Consider the following 16,021-nt stretch of genomic DNA (forward strand, 5'->3'; position numbering starts at 1 on the left):
GTTTGCAGTTGCCCCTTCACCAGGCTGCGCGGACCAAGGGGCCGCGCTTGCCAACACACAACGAGGAGAGTGGCGATGAAATGGATGATGGGAGCCGTGCTGGCCCTGGGGCTGAGTGGTTGCAGCTGGCAGGACGACGTCAAGGTAAGCGGGGCCGGGGCCCTGGTGGAGCAACAGCACCCCCTGGGCCGGGAGGTGACCCGGGTGCTGGCGGGGGTGCCCGCCAATATCCAGCTGGTGGCGGGGGAAGAGAGGAGCATCTTGATCCGGGGGCAGGGGAACCTGCTGCCCTACCTGGAGCTGACTGAGCAGGACGACAAGCTGGAGATAGAGGTGAAGGAGGGCTATCGGCTGGCCCCCACCGAGCCGCTGGAGATCACCATCACCCTGCCCACGCTCCATGAGCTGGCGCTGGCGGGCATCGGCAATGGCGAGCTGCATGACTTCAAGGGGGATGAGCTGGTGCTGTCGGTGGCGGGCACGGGTGACATAGTGGCCAGCGGGCTGGAGCTGAACCGGCTGGAGGGCAACATAGCCGGTCTGGGCAACCTGGATCTGGGGCAGGGCTCCGTCCGGGTAGTGGCGCTGAACATCGCCGGAGCCGGTGGCGTCAAGGGCGCCGGGCTCGCCAGCGAGGAGGTCGAGGTGAGTATCGCCGGCAGTGGCGAGGTCGAGGTGCGGGCCCAGTCGCGGCTCAAGATAGAGATCGCCGGCTCTGGCTCGGTCAGCTACTGGGGGGATCCCGAGCTCAAGAGCGAGATCGCGGGTTCGGGTCAGGTGAGCCGGTTGGGAAGCTGATTCCCTGCGATGCAGAGCTGCAATGAAAAAGGCCCCACGGGGCCTTTTTTGCATGATGCAGCGCCCGTGGCGCAGTACCTCAATCGAGGGGCAGCGCGAGCTCCAGATCCGCATTGAGCCGCATCAGCAGCCACTGCATGCCGGCGAGGTGCTGGTGGTCGTGGCTGACGAGCAGGCGCACCAGACCGTCCAGGGTCACCTCGCCGTAGCCGCCATAGCGGGCGCGCCGTTGCCAGGCGCCGGAAGGCACCGTCTTCAGCCATTCGACGGTCTGCAGGCGGGCGGTGCGAAAGCGGTCGAGCTGCACCGCAGGATCCTGCAGGGGGTAATCATGGTCCAGCGCCAGCTGATAGCCATCGAGGGAGGCGAGCTCCGGCAGGCTCTCCTCCAGGGTACGGCGAAAGCGCACCTGATAGCCTTGCGTCTCGATGTCCAGCAGGTGGCAGAGGTGCCCCCGGGCGCTGAAGCGCTCGGAGGGGATCCCGGCCCAGTTGGCGGGCTCCCAGTCCAGCTGGTCGGCGGGCACCTGTGCCAGCAGTCTTGCGAACTGGTCTGGCATGGCCAGCAGCGTGGTGAAGATCGTCATCCTTGTCTCCTTGTTCCCTTGTTTATGGCCGCCCGCTGATAAGGGGCGGGCGACCATGGGGTGCCTGTCTGGCGGATGTCAGCTCTGGGCCGGCTCGCCGAGGTGGCTGGCGTGAAAGCGCAGGTGCTCCTCGATGAAGCTCGCCACGAAGTAGTAGCTGTGGTCATAGCCGGCATGGCGATGAAGCGCCAGGGGCCAGGCCTTGGCGGTCGCGATCTCGGCCAGGGCGTCTATGCCGAGCTGCTCAGTCAGGAAGGGGTCGTCCAGTCCCACGTCCACCCGGGTCGGCAGGGGCTGGCTGTCATGGTGGCGCAGCAGCTGGCAGGCGTCCCACTCCTGCCACAGCAAGGGGTTGTTGCCGAGATAGGCGCCGAGGGCCTTCTGACCCCAGGGGGCGCGGCTCGGGTGGCTGATGGGGCTGAAGGCCGACACCGAGCGGTAGCGGCCGGGTTCGCGCAGGGCGGCGATGAGGGCACCGTGACCCCCCATGGAGTGGCCGCTGATGGCGCGCCTGGTCGAGACGGGGAAGTGGGTCTCTATGAGCTCGGGCAGCTCCCGGGTGACGTAGTCATACATCTGGTAGTGCGCCCGCCAGGGGTGCTGGGTGGCGTTGACATAGAAGCCGGCCCCCATGCCGAGATCGTAACCGGGGTCGTCCGGGATCCCCTCGCCGCGGGGGCTGGTGTCCGGTGCCACCAGGGCGATGCCGAGCTCGGCGGCGATGCGCTGGGCACCCGCTTTCTGCATGAAGTTCTCGTCGGTGCAGGTGAGGCCGGAGAGCCAGTAGAGCACCGGGACTTTCTGGCCGGTGAGGGCCTGGGGTGGCAGATAGATGGCGAAGCGCATCTCGCACCCCAGTACGGTGGCGCTGTGGCGATACTGCTTGTGCCAGCCGCCGAAGCTCTTGTTGCTGCTGATGATGTCCAGATTCATGGAAGGACTCCTTGCCCCGCCCATTCATCGATGGGCGGGGCTCTCATGGGATCAGTAGTGGATGACGGTGCGGATGCTCTTGCCTTCGTGCATCAGATCGAACGCCTCGTTGATCTGCTCCAGGGGCATGGTGTGGGTGATGAAGTCGTCCAGGCGGAACTCACCCTGCATGTAGCGCTGCACATAGCTCGGCAGTTCGCTGCGACCGCGCACCCCGCCGAAGGCACTGCCGCGCCAGACCCGGCCGGTGACCAGCTGGAAGGGACGGGTGCTGATCTCCTGACCGGCACCGGCCACCCCTATGATGACGGACTCGCCCCAGCCCTTGTGGCAGCACTCCAGCGCCGCGCGCATCACCTTGACGTTGCCGATGCACTCGAAGGAGAAGTCGACGCCGCCGTCGGTCATCTCGACGATCACCTCCTGGATGGGCTTGTCGTAATCGTTCGGGTTGATGCAGTCGGTGGCGCCGAGCTTGCGGGCCAGCTCGAACTTGCTCTCGTTGATGTCGATGGCGATGATGCGGCCGGCCTTGGCCAGGCGGGCCCCGATCACTGCGGAGAGGCCTATGCCCCCCAGCCCGAAGATGGCTACGCTCTCACCCTCTTTCACCTTGGCGGTGTTCATCACGGCGCCTATGCCGGTGGTGACGCCGCAGCCCAGCAGGCAGACCTCTTCCAGGGGGGCGGCCGGGTCCACCTTGGCGATGGAGATCTCGGGCAGCACAGTGTATTCGCTGAAGGTGGAGGTGCCCATGTAGTGGTAGATGGGCTGGCCGTCTTTCGAGAAGCGGGTGGTGCCGTCCGGCATCAGCCCCTTGCCCTGGGTGGCGCGGATCTTCTGGCAGAGGTTGGTCTTGCCGGACTTGCAGAACTTGCACTCGCCGCACTCGGGGGTGTAGAGCGGGATCACGTGATCCCCCACCTTGACGCTGGTGACGCCCTCGCCGACGGACTCGACGATGCCGCCCCCCTCATGGCCCAGGATGCAGGGGAAGACCCCTTCCGGATCTTCGCCGGAGAGGGTGAAGGCATCGGTGTGGCAGACGCCGGTGGCGACGATCCGCACCCGCACCTCGCCGGCCTGGGGTGGCATGACCTCCACCTCTTCGATGGAGAGGGGCTGACCGGGGCCCCAGGCGATGGCGGCTTTACACTTGATGCTCTGAACCTGTGCCATGAATGATGTCCTCGTGGTTGTGTGGGTGAACGGAAATGAGTTCGGACATTCAGTGTAGTTTCCCGCCGATTTGGTGATAATAAGGCTAAATATCAAATCACTTTTACACACAGGTAATAATGTTCGGCTGGGAAGGGATCTGTGAATTTGTCAGCGTGGCGGAGCAGGGGGGCTTTACTCCGGCGGCGCGCAAGCTGGGGGTGTCGGTGGCGCAAGTCAGCCGCCAGGTGGCGCAGCTGGAAGACAGGCTGCAGGCCAAGCTGCTGCTGCGCACCACCCGTCAGGTGCGGCTTACCGAGCTCGGGGAGATCTACTTTCGCCACTGTCGCCAGTTGCTGGACAACCTCTATGAGGCGGAGCTGGCGGTGGGGCGCCATCAGGCGGTGCCGCAGGGCTCCTTGCGCATCACGGCCCCCGTCTCCTACGGCGAGAGTCGCATAGCGCCCCTGGTGAACGACTTCATGGTGCGCTTCCCCCAGCTGGAGGTGACCCTCAACCTCACCAACCAGTTGCTGGATCTGGTGCACGAGGGGTTCGATCTGGCGATCCGCCTCGGCCACCTCAAGGACTCGACCCTGGTGGCCCGCAAGCTGGCCCAGCGGGTGCCCTATGTGTGTGCCTCCCCCGCCTATACCGCCCGCCACGGCATGCCCAACAGCCTCTCCGAGCTCGCCCGTCACCACTGCCTGGTGGGCAACGGCGACGAGTGGCACTTCACCCTGGACGGTCGCCCCCACAGCGTGCGGGTGCGCGGCCTGCTCCACTGCAACAGCGGCCACGCCCTGCTGGATGCGGCGCTCAAGGGGATCGGCATCATCCAGCTGCCGGACTACTACGTGAGCGAGCACCTGGCCCGGGGGGATCTCATCGAACTGTTGCCGGAGCTGCGGGCGCCCGAGGAGGGGATCTGGGCCCTCTATCCCCACAACCGCCACCTCTCCCCCAAGGTGCGGCTGCTGGTGGACTACCTCGCCGAGCGGCTCAGCGATCCCGCCCAGCCGGCGCTGGTGAGGCCCATCGGCTGAGCCCGTCACCCGAAAAAGAGAAGGCCCACTTTCGTGGGCCTTCTGCCTGGTGACGCCGTGGCGCCGCTATTCCCGCTCCTTGGCGTAGGGGGTGCCGAGCGCCTTGGGGGCCACCGCCTTGCCGATGAAGCCGGCCAGCAGGAAGACCGTCAGGATGTAGGGCAGCGCCTCTATGGCCTGCACCGGGATCGGGAAGTCGCCGATGCTGACCCCCTGCAAGCGGATGGCGACGGCGTCGAGGAAGCCGAACAGCAGGCAGGCCGCCATGGCGTTCCAGGGGCGCCACTTGCCGAACACCAGCGCCGCCAGCGCCATAAAGCCCTTGCCCGCGCTCATGTTGGGGATGAACTGGGCGGTCTGGGCCACCGCCAGATAGGTGCCCCCGATCCCGGCCAGCAGGCCGCCGATGATGAGCGCCGTGTAGCGCATCCGCACCACTGAGATACCTGCGGTATCCACCGCCGCCGGGGCCTCGCCCACCGCCCGCAGCCGCAGGCCGAAGCGGGTGCGGAACAGCACCCACCAGGCCAGGGGCACGGCGGCGAAGGCCACGTACTCCAGCAGGGAGTGACCGCTCAGCAGCTCGCTGTAGAGCTGGCCGATGACGGGCACGTCATAGAGCTCCTTGGCATAGGGCAGGTCGATGGGGGCGAAGCGGGCATCGCCGGAGAGCGCTGGGGTCTGGCCGCCCTGATCGAACCAGTAACGGCCCAGGGTGACGGTCAGACCGGCCGCCAGTATGTTGATGGCCATGCCGCTCACCACCTGATCACCGCGGTGGGTGATGGTGGCGAAGCCGTGCAGCAGGGCGAACAGGATGGAGACCCCCACCCCGGCACCCAGCCCAATCCAGGCGGAGCCGGAAACGGCGGCCGCGGCCGCACTGGCGAAGGCCGCCGCCAGCAGCTTGCCCTCCAGGGCGATGTTGACTACCCCGGAGCGTTCGCAAAACATGCCCGCCATGGCCGCCAGAATGAGCGGCGGCGCGGTACGAATAGTCGCGTCCAGCATCAGGATCAGCATTTCAAACATGGCTTGGACTCCCTTCGGCTCGCAGAACATTCCTGTCATCCATGGCAGCCAGGATCAGGGGCGGCGCTGTACGAATGGTCGCATCCAGCATCAGGATCAGCATTTCGAACATGATCAGACTCCCTTCACTTGTGCGGTTGAGCGGTTGGCAAACGCCAGGTAGGCCTGCTCGATGCGCGGACGCAGCATGTGCTCGAGGGCGCCGCAGAACAGGATCACCAGACCCTGCAGCACCACTACGATGTTGCGATCCACTCCGAACTCGAAGCTGAGCTCGGCGCCGCCCTGATAGAGGAAGCCGAACAGCAGGCTGGCGATGATGACGCCGACCGGATGGTTGCGACCCATCAGGGCCACAGCTATGCCGGTGAAGCCGAAGCCTTCCACGAAGTTTAGCTTGATCTGGTGCAGCTCGCCCTGCAGCACGTTGAGGGCGAAGAAGCCCGCCAGCATGCCGGAGATCACCATGGCCAGGATCACCACCTTGGGGTAGGAGATGCCCGCATAGGCGGAGGCGCTCTGACTGGCCCCCACTGAGCGGATCTCGTAGCCCCAGCGGGTATGCCAGATGAAGACCCACACCAGGGCCGCGCAGATCAGCGCCCAGAAGAAGCTGATATTCAGCGGGCTGCTTGGCATCTCCACACCGAAACCGGCCGCCAGCTCGCTCATCTTCGGCAGCCAGCTTGCCACGGCGAACACCTTGCTCTCGGTGGCCATGGATCCTGGCGGCTTGAAGACGTCGACCAGCAGGTAGGCCATCAGGGAGGCGGCGATGAAGTTGAACATGATGGTGGTGATGACGATGTGGCTGCCCCGCTTGGCTTGCAGCCAGGCCGGGATGAAGGCCCAGGCCGCGCCGAACAGGCCACCGGCTATGATGGCGAGCGGCAGCAAGAGCGCGAACGGCAGCACGTCACCGAGCAGCAGACAGACCAGCCCCACGCCCAGGCCGCCGATATAGGCCTGGCCCTCACCGCCGATGTTGAACAGGCCGGCGTGGAAGGCCACCGCCACCGCCAGACCGGTGAAGATGAAGCCGGTGGCGTAGTAGAGGGTGAAGCCTATCCCCTCGCCGGTGCCGAAGGCGCCGTACCACATGATCTCGGCGGCATCGACCGGGTTGATGTCGAGGTAGTAGAACAAAATGGCCGACACCAGGAAGGCCAGCAGTATGTTGACCGCGGGCAGCACGCCCACGGAGATCCAGGCAGGAATACGTACTTGGCTCATCAGTGGGCCTCCTTGGCAATCTCGTCCGGCACTGGTGTGTTGACCATCATCAGACCCCATGTTTCACGGCAGGATACCTGGTTCATGATGCGGCTCCTTCGGGTTGGCTTGCCGCCACCTCGTCGGGAACTATGTTAGCCATCATAAGACCTATGGTGCGCTCATCCGCCTTGGCGCCGTCCAGCTCGCCGACGATGCGGCCGTCGGCGATGACCAGGATGCGGTCAGACAGGCTCATGATCTCGTCGAGCTCCACCGACACCAGCAGCACCGCCTTGCCCTTGTCGCGCATGGCGATGATCTGCTGGTGGATGTACTCGATGGCGCCGATGTCGACGCCCCGGGTCGGCTGGCCGACCAGCAGCACATCCGGGTCCTGCTCCACTTCCCGGGCGATCACCAGCTTCTGCTGGTTGCCGCCGGAGAAGTTCGCGGTCTTGTGCTCCGGACTCGGCGGGCGCACGTCCCACTTCTCCATCTTGGCCTGGCAATCCTGGCGGATCGCCTCCTTGTCCTGCAGCCAGCCCTTGTTGTATTGCGGGCGGCGGTGATAACCGAGAATGAAGGCCTCTTTCGCCTCGAAGCGATTGATGAGCCCCATCTTGTGGCGGTCTTCCGGAATGTGGCCTAGGCCGAAGTTGCGCACCCGCTCCGGATCGGCGGGATGGGTCAGGCTCACCTCGTGGGCCCGGGCGTCTCCGATGATGGAGAAGCTGCCCTTGCTGGGCTTGAGGATGCCGCCGAGCAGGCTGAGCAGCTCGGACTGACCGTTGCCCGAGACCCCGGCGATGCCGACCACTTCCCCGGCCCGTACCGCGAAGCTGACGGACTTGACCCGCTCCACCCCGGCGTCATCGACGTAAGAGAGGCCATCGACCTTGAGCTTGGCCTCCCCCGGCTGGGCTGTGCCCTTGTCGACCTTGAGGCGCACCTTGCGGCCCACCATCAGCTCGGCGAGCTGCTCCTTGTCGGTGTCCTTGGTGGCGACGTGGGCCACCATCTCGCCCCGGCGCATGATGGAGACCTGATCCGTGATGGCCAGGATCTCCCGCAGCTTGTGGGTGATGAGGATGATGGTCGCGCCCTGATCCCGCAGCTTTTTCAGCACCTCGAACAGGTGATCCGCCTCCTGCGGGGTCAGCACCCCGGTGGGCTCGTCGAGGATCAGGATGCGGGCGCCGCGATAGAGCGCCTTGAGGATCTCGACCCGCTGCTGCAGGCCCACCGGCAGATCCTCGATCTTCTCGTGCAGCGGCACCTCGAGACCATAGTCCCGGGCCAGCTCGCCGAGCAGTTTCTCGGCCGCCGCCAGGCTCTTGCCCAGGTGCCAGCCGTTTTCCGCGCCGAGAATGACGTTTTCCAGCACTGTGAAGTTGTTCACCAGCATAAAGTGCTGGTGCACCATGCCCACCCCTGCGGCAATCGCATCTTGGGAGCCATGGGGTTTGAAGGGGTTGCCGTCGATCAGCATCTCGCCTTTGTCGGCGTGGTAGAAACCGTAGATGATGCTCATCAGGGTCGACTTGCCGGCGCCATTTTCGCCGACGATGCCGTGAATGCTGCCTTTACGAACCTGAAGGTCGATCTGCTTGTTGGCGTAAACCTCGCCAAAGCGCTTATCGATACCTCTTAATTCGATGGCATAGCGATCTGTCTGGTCCATGATGCAGTCCTTGCGGGTCATGAAGTAGAGACTAAAAACCGGCCCGTGCGGGCCGGTCTGGGTTGAGAGTCGTAGCAGAGACTCGGTACTCGCAGGATCAGTACTTGCAGGAGTTGTCGCTCATGTAGTCGTGCACCTTGATCTTGCCGGCGATGATGTCGGCCTTGATGCTGTCGACCTTGGCTTTCATCTCCGGGGTGATCAGCTTGGCGTTGTTTTCGTCCAGCGCCCAGTCAACACCGCCTTCCGCCAGACCCAGGGACTGGATGCCCGGCTTCCAGCTGCCCTTGGCGCCGTCATCCCAGCTCTTGTACGCGGCCAGACCGACCGACTTGACCATGGAGGTCAGCATGGTGCCCGGCTGCAGGTGGTTCTGGTTGGAATCCACGCCGATGGCCAGCTTGCCTTCGTCCTTGGCAGCCTGGTAGACACCGATGCCGGTACCGCCGGCGGCGGCATAGACAACGTCGGCGCCCTTGGCGAACTGGGACTTGGCGAGCTCGGCACCCTTGGCCGGGTCGGCGAAGGCGGCCGGGGTGGAGCCAGTCATGTTCTGATAGACGTCGATCTTCGGATTGATGTACTTGGCGCCCTGCTCATAGCCGCACTGGAACTTGCGGATCAGCGGGATGTCCATGCCGCCCACGAAGCCGACCTTGCCGCTCTTGGAGGCGATGGCCGCCAGGGCACCCACCAGGAAGGAGCCTTCATGCTCCTTGAAGATGAGGGACTGGACGTTCGGCTTGTCGACCACCATGTCGATGATGGTGAACTGGGTGTTCGGGAACTCGGTGGCCACCTTCTCTACCGCAGAACCCATGTTGAAGCCGACGGCGACTATGGGGCCGTTGCCACGGCTGGCCAGACGACGCAGGCCCTGCTCGCGCTGGGCTTCGTTCTGGGGCTCGAACTCCTTGACCTTGACGCCTTTGTCCTTGTTGTAGACTTCGACGCCGTTGCGGAACACGGCTTCGTTGAAGGACTTGTCAAATTTGCCTGCGGTGTCATAGATGACGGCGGGCTCGGAGGCTGCCTGGGCAGAAAGGGCAGCGAGGGTGAGGGCGGCCACGGTGGCCAGCTTGAGCACTTTAGTCACGATCGTATCCTTGATTGTTATGTGAGGGTCCACAACCTGTCTTGGCAGGTCATAAAGCACGCTGGCTAACTGTAAGTGAGCCAGCCTGTGGGTCAAGGGGATCATAGAGGAAAAACGTTTGCGTTAACGGTTTGAAATATAAGCAAATTGATTTATAAGTGTTTGTTTTTAGGTTTGTTTGCAGAGTTAAATGCTGAGATTAATAGGCGCCAAATGACATTTATGTTTCTATTCATGAGGTTATGCGCAAGCGTTTTCCTCTGGCGATGAAAAAAGTGGGTTCTATCGGCACCAAATCCGGCGGCCAGACCGCCTCTGTCACCGGATGGTCTGCAGCGGTGAGCGGGGCCTTATTCATCCTGCGCCATGGGGTGGCCGGTAATTCATGGATACGAATGCCCCCACAGTTGCCCGCCAGGTGTGTTCTGCTTCCCTGATCGCGGCTGTCGTTGGTGATATTGGCCACACTCATATGGAAATGCATTGGTATTTGTCATATGAGTACGCTAGGGTGTACCCGGATTTATTGCGCCCCCAGGATGGGGGCGTGTTTTTTACATTTGTTCTGGTGATAAAAATGAAAAAAAACGTGCTGAGTATGGCTGTGGCTTGTGTGCTTTCCGGTGTCATGTTGACCGCTTGCGGGGGCGGTGGTGACGATAATGGGGGCGGCAACAGTGGTGGTGGCAATAACGGCGGTGGCACCGACACGGGCAGCAAGCCCCAGCACACAGCCGTATTCCTGGACTCGGTTGTCAGTGGCCTCGACTATCGGTGTGACGACTACGTTGGTGTGACCAACGCCAAGGGTGAATTCCTGTTTGATGATGGTGACAGTTGCTCCTTCGCACTGGGTAACCAGCCTCTGGGGTCCGTGACCCTCAAGGCGGGCAACTCGCTGGTGACGCCATATACCCTGGCCGGCGACGACAAGGAGAGAGCGATCCGCATTGCCGCCTTGCTGCAGACGCTCGACAGCGACAGCAATCCAGAAAATGGCATCACCCTCGACAAGGCGCAGGTCGCGCAGCTGGGGATCATCGAACTGGGTAGCGACGACGCCTTCAACACCTCACTGGTCGAGGCCCTGAAGACTGCGGGTCTGACCAAGGACGTCGTCTCCCTGGCCGCCGCGAAAGACCACCTCTCCGCCACCCTGGCGGGGGTCAATGGCCGCTCTGTCGCGGTCGACAAGGTACTCTCCGATCTGCAGGGGCTGACCGACCTGAAGAACCTGGATGTCGAGAGCAAGCTCAAGGAGTACAAAGAGACCTTGCTGGCTGAGACCGGCGATAGCGGCAAGGTGGATCGTGAGATTGTACTGGCGATGCTAACTCTATTAGAGATAACGAATGATCCAATCGTTAGCCAACGGTTTGAGCTCCAGCCGAGTTCTCAATTGGGGCAGGGCTATGAAACCTCTTTGGCCAAAATCCTAGATGTCATTATCAATCCGAGTGAGGCTATGGCATTTGCTATCAAGGCGCAGCCAGAAAGCACAGTGGATATTGCGACCTTGATGGGGAAATATGCGGTCGCGCTGGAAAAAGTGAGCAGCAATCTCGCTAATATCTCTGACCCGGATTATTCCGTGACTTATGACAATAGTGATGCCTCATTTACTATCAATTTTGACACAGTCAGGGAGTTACGGGTATCAGCGCTGGCTATGGCATCAGCGATGAACGTCATAGCATCGTACCAGTATGGTTCTGCGAGCCTGTGGCAGGCACACACCGATGAGCAGGTTACCTTTGATACATTTACTAAGACGTATAAAAACACACAAGAAAATAACCAGACAGAGTTCAGATTCAGTCGTGAGGCAATTAGTGCTGAATATCTTCAGGCTAATATCAAGCCCGCCTCGTTGCTTGAGGATAAAAATTTCTTTGTACAGGTACCAGGTTATGCAGCGTTGCTGACAAAAGCTAAACTGCAACTGCAGGAGTCGCTGGATATTGCTGTGACGCTGAAGACCCCTGGCGATACACTGGTTGAACAAAAAGCTTTCATCGAAAAGCTCAGAAAGCACTTGATGGGTGATGCAAGTGTGCCGACCATTGAGGTGTATGATGATGTTTATATCGATGATGAAGGTGAATGGTTAGAACAGGAAATTGCTGCTAAATACGCAGTTAATCTCAATCAGTTCTTTGCGCTTGGCCTTGACCGCTCGGCGGTGACCATTAATATCACTGAATACTGCAAGTATCGTGGTAAAACGGTTGGCGAATACGATGAGTCCATGTCTAAGGCGCTCGATGCGGCCATGTGTCGAGTATCTGAGGATGAAGTTAAAAATATCAATCAACAGTCTGAAACATATGGCTCCTTCCTCCCCTTCTATTTGTTGGGCCACGAGGCACTGCAAAACGCCGAAACAGGATATTGGGAAGGATATGTTCACCATTTTGCTCAAGGTATTCCTATGAATTGGTTCGGCGATATCAGGGCAAAATCGGATAGCAGTTTTGGCAAAATCTTTGTGTCATGCAAGGCCAGACTGAATGAAGATGAGGAGTGGCAGGAGAAGCCGTGTGATTGGCTCTTCTCGAACGCACTTTCCGAGAACAGCTGGAAGTAATAATGCCCAAACTGGCAATTTTATTCTGGCTGTTAACCCCGATGGCTTATGCCATCGGGGTTATTCAAATATATAAAGATTATCACCAGACTACCTATGATCAGCGGGGGCAATTCTTATACCGCCTATCGGTTGATGATCTCACAGAACACCTGCCTGATTTACCCTCCCGAAAATTGACTGAACTGCTCAACTTGAACCGCCTGCAGAGCCAGAGTACGCAAATAAGTGCTGGACTATTCGAAACGCGAAAGGGGACCATCCGGTTTGCCAAAGGGCATTTCAGCAGTGGTGATCTGCTGCTGTTTGACGCCCATGGAGAGCTCTTATCGGGTCGGATATCCAGCCCGGAAGTGCGCATCCGCCTCACCGATCTGCAAATGACGGCCCGTAGAGCTATACGGTTTGATACCCACGGCAAGATGATCGCACATCAGCGCTTCTTTCAGGCTTCCTTGTATTAATCCTGTGTTTGGTCTCTGGCCGCTCAGGCCGTATAATCGCCGCCTGTATAAATAAACAGGAGTGGTGATGGACGTTTCAACCCTGCTCGACGGGCTCAACGACAAGCAAAGAGACGCGGTGGCGGCCCCTCGCAGCAATCTGCTGGTGCTGGCGGGCGCCGGCTCGGGCAAGACACGGGTGCTGGTGCACCGTATCGCCTGGCTGATGCAGGTGGAGCGTTGCTCACCCTTCTCCATCATCGCCGTGACCTTTACCAACAAGGCGGCGGCCGAGATGCGCGGCCGGGTCGAGAAGGTGATAGGGGACGGGGTGCGCGGCATGTGGATAGGCACCTTCCACGGCATCGCCCACCGGCTGCTGCGGGCCCACCATCTGGATGCGGGCCTGCCCCAGGACTTCCAGATCCTCGACTCCGACGACCAATACCGCCTCATCCGCCGGGTGCTCAAGGCGCTCAACCTCGACGAGAAGCACTGGGCCCCGCGCGCCGTGATGGGCTACATCAACGGCAAGAAAGATGAGGGGCTGCGCCCCGGCGACATCGACCTCTACGGCGACCCCGTCACCCGCACTTATCAGCAGATCTACAAGACCTATCAGGAGACCTGCGATCGCTCCGGGCTGGTGGACTTTGCCGAGCTCTTGCTGCGCGCCCACGAGCTATGGCTGAACAGGCCCCACATCCTCGAGCACTACCGCGACCGCTTCCAGAACATACTGGTGGACGAGTTTCAGGACACCAACGGCATCCAGTACGCCTGGCTGCGGATGCTGGCAGGGGAATCCGGCAAGGTGATGATCGTCGGCGACGATGACCAGTCCATCTACGGCTGGCGCGGTGCCAAGATAGAGAACATCCAGCGCTTCCTGACCGACTATCAGGGCGCCGAGACCATCCGCCTCGAGCAGAACTACCGCTCCACCGCCAATATCCTGAAAGCCGCCAACAGCGTCATCGCCAACAACGCCGAGCGCCTCGGCAAGGAGCTCTGGACCGAGGGGGCCGAGGGCGACCCCATTTCGCTCTACGCCGCCTTCAACGAGGTGGACGAGGCGCGCTTCGTGGTGGGCCGCCTCAAGGACTGGAAGGAAAAGGGCGGCCTGCTCGCCGACTGCGCCATTCTCTATCGCTCCAACGCCCAGTCCCGGGTGCTGGAAGAGGCGCTGATGCAGGACGCCATGCCCTACCGCATCTACGGCGGCCTGCGCTTCTTCGAGCGGCAAGAGATCAAAGACGCCATGGCCTACCTGCGCCTTATCAACAACAGAGGCGACGACGCCAGCTTCGAGCGGGTGGTCAATACCCCGACCCGTGGCATAGGCGATCGCACCCTGGAGATCCTGCGCAACAACGCCCGGGATCAGGGCCAGAACCTCTGGCAGTCGGCCAAGACCCTGCTCAACGACAAGGTGCTGACCGGTCGCGCCGGCAATGCGGTGCGCGGCTTTGTGGATCTCATCGATGCGCTGGAGAGCCAAGTCGGCATGCTGCCGCTGCACCAGCAGGCGGATATCGCCATCCAGAATTCCGGCCTCAAGGCGATGTATCTGGCGGAAAAAGGTGAGAAATCCCAGGCGCGGGTAGAGAACCTGGACGAGCTGGTTACCGCCTGTCGCCAGTATCAGCGCCCGGACGAGCTGGAAGACATGAGCGATCTCTCCGCCTTCCTCGCCCATGCGGCGCTGGAATCCGGCGAGAATCAGGCGGATGAATACGCCGATGCTGTGCAGCTGATGACGCTGCACAGCGCCAAGGGGCTGGAGTTCCCCCTGGTGCTGCTGGTCGGCGTGGAAGAGGGCATGTTCCCCAGCCAGCAATCCACCGAGGAGTCTGGCCGCCTGGAAGAGGAGCGGCGTCTGTGTTACGTCGGCATGACCCGCGCTATGGAGAAGCTCTACATCTGTTATGCCGAGAGCCGCCGCATCTACGGCCGCGAGATGTTCCACAAGCCGAGCCGCTTTATCCGCGAGATGCCCGCCGAGTGTCTGGAAGAGATCCGGCTGCGCACCCAGGTCAGCAGACCCACCCAGTACGGCCGCTTCAGCCAGAACGAGGTGCAGCAGAGCTTCGACGCCAGCGGCATCAAGCTCGGCCAGCGGGTGCTCCATCCGAAATTCGGGGAAGGCATAGTGCTGAACTTCGAAGGGGTCGGCCAGCAGAGCCGGGTACAGATCCAGTTCGACGACGTCGGCGCCAAGTGGCTGGTGACCGCTTACGCCAGATTGGAGGCGCTCTAATCCCCTCACCCTAGCCCTCTCCCAACGGGAGAGGGGATCATCCCCGAGATAGTCTTTGCCTCTCTCTTCTCGCAGGAGAGCGTCTTGCTCCCTTCTCCCCTTGCGGGAGAAGGGTTGAGGATGAGGGGGCGCTTGCTGATGGCACGGCTGGCGCCGTGCAGGACGCGAGGGCTGGGCCCTCGACAGGGTTTCGCCCGCCCTTCGGGCTGGGGCGAGTGACTTTGGAAAGACCCAAAGTCACCAAAGGTCTTCTCCCCCGCCAATCCGACCGCTTCGCGGCTGCCCTCGGGTCAGTCACAAGGTCGGACGGAGCGCCGCAGATGGGGCATCCTGCCCCGCAGCGGCTGCGCCATCATCCCTGATGGCGCTCCTGACCTTGTGCCTTCCCCTCGGCGGATTGGAGGGGGATCAATACCGTGCCTGCCTTCGGCTTGGGTGCTCCATCCGAAATTTGGGGAAGGCATAGTGCTGAACTTCGAAGGGGTCGGCCAGCAGAGGCGGGAGTATCTCCTGTTCGACGAAGTCGGCGCCAAGTGGCTGGTGATGGCGTATGCCAGATTGGAGGCGCTCTGATTTTTCCTGCCTTTTGATGTAACCAACCCGGCTTTAGGCCGGGTTGGTTTCTTATGGCCTATCACTACAACTTTAAATACGCGATCGTCCGAATACGCTTCGCTATTCGAACCTACGGATGGGATGGAAATTAATTTATTAGAATTTTACTAGTCACATCTGGCGGCATTACTGCTGCGAGAAGAAGCGGCATGGATTCCAACTTAACAGTACCATCACCGACTTTCCTTTTTATGTAAGCCGGGTATTTTTCTGGTAAGTAAATGTTTTGGAACCATGCTCTGAACTCAGATAGTGCACTTATTGGATATGCATTAATCTCAGGGTCTAGCTGGCGATACGACTCGGGGTACTTATGATGTATTTTAATCCTTTCACCATGTATCACTGCTAGTTGACTAGTTTTCCAATGTTTTGCCCAATGAATACCTAAACCACCATCTGGCATGATTGAATCATCAACTGCAATATTATTGCGAATCAAAGACGCAATAATAGTGGTCAGGGCAAACGCATGAGTGCTTATTTTTCATCCACCTCGTTAAAGCCACTCAGGAGCACTTGCTCCAGATAGCTGCTGTTCATTGCCGCTATCTTTTGCTTACGTCTGATG

General features: G+C 60.9%; 13 protein-coding genes. 6 read left to right on the forward strand and 7 right to left on the reverse strand.

Annotated features, from left to right (window positions below):
* Positions 1-75: 75 nt before the first annotated feature.
* On the forward strand, positions 76-798 hold the full coding sequence (locus tag ACB030_RS19070) for a head GIN domain-containing protein (RefSeq protein WP_371161974.1): 723 nt from the start codon (positions 76-78) through the stop codon (positions 796-798).
* A 79-nt stretch (positions 799-877) separates the two neighbouring features.
* On the opposite strand, the gene ACB030_RS19075 is transcribed toward ACB030_RS19070, so the two are convergent.
* The 3 genes from ACB030_RS19075 to ACB030_RS19085 all read right to left on the reverse strand — a co-directional run bounded on the left by ACB030_RS19075 (position 878) and on the right by ACB030_RS19085 (position 3,496).
* Entirely contained in the window at positions 878-1,384 is a 507-nt protein-coding gene (locus tag ACB030_RS19075; protein ID WP_371161975.1) for a DinB family protein, read from the reverse strand.
* A 78-nt stretch (positions 1,385-1,462) separates the two neighbouring features.
* On the reverse strand, positions 1,463-2,317 hold the full coding sequence (fghA, locus tag ACB030_RS19080; RefSeq protein ID WP_371161976.1) for an S-formylglutathione hydrolase: 855 nt from the start codon (positions 2,315-2,317) through the stop codon (positions 1,463-1,465).
* A gap of 51 nt (positions 2,318-2,368) precedes the next feature.
* Positions 2,369-3,496: an S-(hydroxymethyl)glutathione dehydrogenase/class III alcohol dehydrogenase gene (locus ACB030_RS19085; protein WP_025325292.1), complete on the reverse strand. Its 1,128-nt coding sequence runs from the start codon at positions 3,494-3,496 to the stop codon at positions 2,369-2,371.
* Positions 3,497-3,615: 119 nt separating this feature from the next.
* On the opposite strand from ACB030_RS19085, the gene ACB030_RS19090 reads away from it, so the two are divergent.
* Positions 3,616-4,521, forward strand: coding sequence for a LysR substrate-binding domain-containing protein (locus ACB030_RS19090; RefSeq protein WP_371161977.1), 906 nt, complete (start codon positions 3,616-3,618; stop codon positions 4,519-4,521).
* A 66-nt stretch (positions 4,522-4,587) separates the two neighbouring features.
* On the opposite strand, the gene ACB030_RS19095 is transcribed toward ACB030_RS19090, so the two are convergent.
* From ACB030_RS19095 to ACB030_RS19110, 4 genes are all read right to left on the reverse strand, one after another.
* Positions 4,588-5,553, reverse strand: coding sequence for an ABC transporter permease (locus ACB030_RS19095; protein WP_371161978.1), 966 nt, complete (start codon positions 5,551-5,553; stop codon positions 4,588-4,590).
* A 114-nt stretch (positions 5,554-5,667) separates the two neighbouring features.
* Positions 5,668-6,786 carry an ABC transporter permease gene (locus ACB030_RS19100; RefSeq protein WP_205642750.1) on the reverse strand — a complete coding sequence of 373 codons (1,119 nt, stop codon included), beginning with the start codon at positions 6,784-6,786 and terminating at the stop codon, positions 5,668-5,670.
* 82 nt (positions 6,787-6,868) lie between these two features.
* Entirely contained in the window at positions 6,869-8,449 is a 1,581-nt protein-coding gene (locus tag ACB030_RS19105) for an ABC transporter ATP-binding protein (RefSeq protein ID WP_371161980.1), read from the reverse strand.
* A 97-nt stretch (positions 8,450-8,546) separates the two neighbouring features.
* Positions 8,547-9,545 carry a BMP family protein gene (locus ACB030_RS19110; protein WP_205642748.1) on the reverse strand — a complete coding sequence of 333 codons (999 nt, stop codon included), beginning with the start codon at positions 9,543-9,545 and terminating at the stop codon, positions 8,547-8,549.
* A gap of 385 nt (positions 9,546-9,930) precedes the next feature.
* Here ACB030_RS19110 and ACB030_RS19115 point away from each other — a divergent pair, with 385 nt between their 5' ends.
* The 4 genes from ACB030_RS19115 (at position 9,931) to ACB030_RS19130 (ending at position 15,408) form a co-directional block, all read left to right on the forward strand.
* Positions 9,931-12,132, forward strand: a complete 2,202-nt coding sequence (locus ACB030_RS19115; RefSeq protein ID WP_371161982.1) for a hypothetical protein — start codon at positions 9,931-9,933, stop codon at positions 12,130-12,132.
* Between the two features lie 2 nt (positions 12,133-12,134).
* Positions 12,135-12,596 (forward strand): hypothetical protein, encoded by a 462-nt coding sequence (locus ACB030_RS19120; protein ID WP_371161984.1) that lies wholly within the window; start codon positions 12,135-12,137, stop codon positions 12,594-12,596.
* A 67-nt stretch (positions 12,597-12,663) separates the two neighbouring features.
* A complete protein-coding gene (uvrD, locus tag ACB030_RS19125; RefSeq protein WP_371161986.1) occupies positions 12,664-14,835 on the forward strand; it encodes a DNA helicase II in 2,172 nt (723 codons plus the stop codon).
* A 465-nt stretch (positions 14,836-15,300) separates the two neighbouring features.
* Positions 15,301-15,408: a DNA helicase II gene (locus tag ACB030_RS19130; protein WP_371161988.1), complete on the forward strand. Its 108-nt coding sequence runs from the start codon at positions 15,301-15,303 to the stop codon at positions 15,406-15,408.
* Positions 15,409-16,021 lie beyond the last annotated feature (613 nt).

This window comes from Aeromonas sp. S16(2024) (assembly GCF_041403065.1).
Taxonomy (GTDB): domain Bacteria; phylum Pseudomonadota; class Gammaproteobacteria; order Enterobacterales; family Aeromonadaceae; genus Aeromonas.

Bases quoted from the DNA above. Each gene is read 5' to 3' on its own strand.
- ACB030_RS19070 (WP_371161974.1), top strand. From the start codon at position 76: ATGAAATGGATGATGGGAGCCGTGCTGGCCCTGGGGCTGAGTGGTTGC.
- ACB030_RS19075 (WP_371161975.1), bottom strand. From the start codon at position 1,384: ATGACGATCTTCACCACGCTGCTGGCCATGCCAGACCAGTTCGCAAGA.
- fghA (WP_371161976.1), bottom strand. From the start codon at position 2,317: ATGAATCTGGACATCATCAGCAGCAACAAGAGCTTCGGCGGCTGGCAC.
- ACB030_RS19085 (WP_025325292.1), bottom strand. From the start codon at position 3,496: ATGGCACAGGTTCAGAGCATCAAGTGTAAAGCCGCCATCGCCTGGGGC.
- ACB030_RS19090 (WP_371161977.1), top strand. From the start codon at position 3,616: ATGTTCGGCTGGGAAGGGATCTGTGAATTTGTCAGCGTGGCGGAGCAG.
- ACB030_RS19095 (WP_371161978.1), bottom strand. From the start codon at position 5,553: ATGTTTGAAATGCTGATCCTGATGCTGGACGCGACTATTCGTACCGCG.
- ACB030_RS19100 (WP_205642750.1), bottom strand. From the start codon at position 6,786: ATGAGCCAAGTACGTATTCCTGCCTGGATCTCCGTGGGCGTGCTGCCC.
- ACB030_RS19105 (WP_371161980.1), bottom strand. From the start codon at position 8,449: ATGGACCAGACAGATCGCTATGCCATCGAATTAAGAGGTATCGATAAG.
- ACB030_RS19115 (WP_371161982.1), top strand. From the start codon at position 9,931: ATGGATACGAATGCCCCCACAGTTGCCCGCCAGGTGTGTTCTGCTTCC.
- ACB030_RS19120 (WP_371161984.1), top strand. From the start codon at position 12,135: ATGCCCAAACTGGCAATTTTATTCTGGCTGTTAACCCCGATGGCTTAT.
- uvrD (WP_371161986.1), top strand. From the start codon at position 12,664: ATGGACGTTTCAACCCTGCTCGACGGGCTCAACGACAAGCAAAGAGAC.